Raw genomic sequence first — 2667 nt, forward strand, 5'->3', positions numbered from 1 at the left:
TACCAACTGTGGATAATTTGAAAATCCCTATTTTGACGAAAAACTTTGAAATATACTCTTCATAGCTGAGACATGGGATGAACCGATTGCTTTGACGTAGTCAAAGATGGTATACTACTCTTATAGAGAAGAAAAATCCAACGTCTTGAATCGGGCGCACAGGGCGATAAGCACCAGTGAGGTGTTTGCCCATGAAAGTCTTGTGGAATTAGAGTCAGTATCCATGCGAAGGTATGGAAGAAGCTCTATAGTACACAAGAACCCCGTGGCTTTAGCCATCGGGAGGTTCAGTTAAAGAAACTTGCCACAACAAAACCCTTTGATATATAAGGGGTTTTTCTCGTTTTGCAGAGTGTTAGTGAATGCAAAACACCTTTAATTAGGAAAAAACTGTATTGTTGGAGTATTTGCTGCCGTAAAAATGAAATATCATAAGGTTTACATTTAGATTAATCTGTAAAAAATGTTAAAGAAGATAATCACCTTTAAATACGAAAGCTCGGAGGGATTTTGTTGATTGAAAATTTAAAGGAGATTCTAGAAATTTACTTCGATCAAAGGATGCGCTCATTAAGTTTAAGAACATTTTAGAACCTACTATTGAACAAGCAAAAGATGCCCATGAACGTCTTTATTGGCACCATATTTACGAAGAGGAAGAGCATCGTTTGGACCGTTTGAAGGCGCTATTGCCGAAACTGCAAGCGCAAGTGCAAAACAAGTCTTCTCTTTATTTTGCACTGGTCGGAAAAGGGACAGGCTGGCTGTATTTCATGCAGGCGGTCATGCTCGGAATCATCTGGGCGGCTGTTTTTTCCACACAAGGGACATTATTCTCTGAGCTGTTTCCAACCAAAGTCCGTTATACTGGGTTATCGGTTGGTTATCAGTTTGCCGCGGCCATTGTTGGTTTTGGACCTACGATTTGGACTTCAATGGCGAAAAAATTCGGTCCATCGCCGTGGATATTTGGCGGGTTCATGATGGCGGGGCTTGCTCTCTCTTTGGTACTAAGCGTGTTTGTGCCTGATACAACAAAAGCGGCCGCCTCGCGCTACGATGAAAGCGTGAATATTGTTAAAAGCTGACGAGCCGGCTAGATCGAAAATCGAACGAATCACTTTGATCGTTATTCTGGCAATAAAATTAATGGCTTGGGAGATTACTCCCTTCACCAAAAACGCCGTGATCCCTTTTGTAACAAGGGAAGCGGCGTTTTTGCTTTTTTACATTGTGGATTCGGATGGACATTTGGTATGGATGCCTAAACCTAGACTGAAGGCACGTTATTACAAAGGTGGAGAAAAACAAGGCAGAAGTATTTTCTTTTCTACTGTTTTTCATACGCTATTTGGTAGTATTTTCTTTCAAAATTAGCTAAAATAATTATATAAATATTAAAAAAATAAAAATTATTTTTGTCAAAGCATAAATATGAATTGGCTAGTGTTCAGAAAAAAAGTACGAGGAAGGAGTCCGGTTTCTATTTCTATTTGATATAGTTGGAAGCATAAGCGCTTGCAAGCGCTTTGACCCATACATAAGTCAATAGTTAACAAGAAAATTTTATAATTAAAAACTAGGAAATAAAGGGGAGTTTCAAATGACCAACCAACCATCTAACGTGCGTGTAGCTGTTGTGCAAGCCGCTTCCGTGATTATGGATCGAGAAGCAAGTACAGAAAAAGCGATTTCGCTAACGCAACAAGCTGCAGAAAAAGGCGCAAATATCATCGTATTTCCGGAAGCTTTCATTCCAGCTTATCCAAGAGGGCTTACTTTTGGAACGACGGTCGGAAGCCGTTCACCAGAAGGACGAAAAGACTGGCTTCGTTACTGGGAAAACTCGGTAGCCGTACCAAGCGAAACAACAGAACTATTAGGAGAAGCAGCCCGTAAGGCGGGAGCCTATCTCGTTATCGGTGTAGTGGAAAGAGACAATGAGTTTAGTAGAGGCACGCTTTACTGCAGTGTTTTATTTTTTGGACCAGACGGCACTTTGCTTGGAAAACATCGAAAGCTAAAACCTACAGCCTCTGAACGAATCATTTGGGGGGAGGGGGATGGAAGCACGTTGCCTGTTTTCGATACCCCATACGGAAGGATAGGGGCGTTGATTTGTTGGGAGAACTATATGCCATTAGCGAGAGTAGCGATGTATGCCAAAGGGGTTCAAATTTATATTGCTCCAACGGCAGATGCTAGAGAGCTCTGGCAGTCTACGATTCGTCATATTGCAGCGGAAGGAAGATGTTTTGTACTGTCCTGCAATCAGTATGTCACGAAGGATATATACCCGACTGATTTAGCCTGCTATGAAGAATTGGCATCATCTCCTCACGAGATGTGCGCTGGAGGAAGCGCCATTGTAGGTCCATTAGGAAACTATATTAAGGAGCCTGTCTATGGCAAAGAAGACATTCTTATAGCCGATTTGGATTTGCGTGACATCGCCTATAGTCAATTTGATTTTGATGTAGTAGGGCATTACTCCAGGCCAGATGTATTTCAGCTTTTAGTGAATGAAGAGAAGAAAGATAGTGTGAAATGGATAAAATCCTACATTTCGAAGCCGTAATATTGGTGAACTGTTAGTCTACCTGAATCCGTGACAAAACATCTTTACAATGGTCGCAAACCGTTGATACGATAAGGGAAAACGACGTT

3 protein-coding genes and 1 pseudogene are annotated in these 2667 nt (G+C 41.4%); all 4 read left to right on the forward strand.

All coding sequences use genetic code 11. The features are described 5' to 3' along the window. Window positions 1-599 precede the first annotated feature (599 nt). Window positions 600-668, forward strand: a pseudogene (locus DCC82_RS18920) (IMEF encapsulin system ferritin-like cargo protein); the annotation flags it as partial. Then, window positions 669-1088, forward strand: coding sequence for an MFS transporter (locus DCC82_RS16765; protein WP_187252193.1), 420 nt, complete (start codon window positions 669-671; stop codon window positions 1086-1088). Beyond that, window positions 1075-1377 carry a hypothetical protein gene (locus DCC82_RS16770; RefSeq protein WP_081189955.1) on the forward strand — a complete coding sequence of 101 codons (303 nt, stop codon included), beginning with the start codon at window positions 1075-1077 and terminating at the stop codon, window positions 1375-1377. The genes DCC82_RS16765 and DCC82_RS16770 overlap by 14 nt, the downstream gene beginning before the upstream one ends. Before the next feature lie 226 nt (window positions 1378-1603). Continuing rightward, window positions 1604-2578: a carbon-nitrogen hydrolase family protein gene (locus DCC82_RS16775; protein ID WP_097355122.1), complete on the forward strand. Its 975-nt coding sequence runs from the start codon at window positions 1604-1606 to the stop codon at window positions 2576-2578. Window positions 2579-2667 lie beyond the last annotated feature (89 nt).

This window comes from Geobacillus sp. LYN3, from assembly GCF_003064505.1.
GTDB classification, from domain to species: domain Bacteria; phylum Bacillota; class Bacilli; order Bacillales; family Anoxybacillaceae; genus Parageobacillus_B; species Parageobacillus_B toebii.

Bases quoted from the DNA above. Each gene is read 5' to 3' on its own strand.
- DCC82_RS16775 (WP_097355122.1), top strand. From the start codon at position 1,604: ATGACCAACCAACCATCTAACGTGCGTGTAGCTGTTGTGCAAGCCGCT.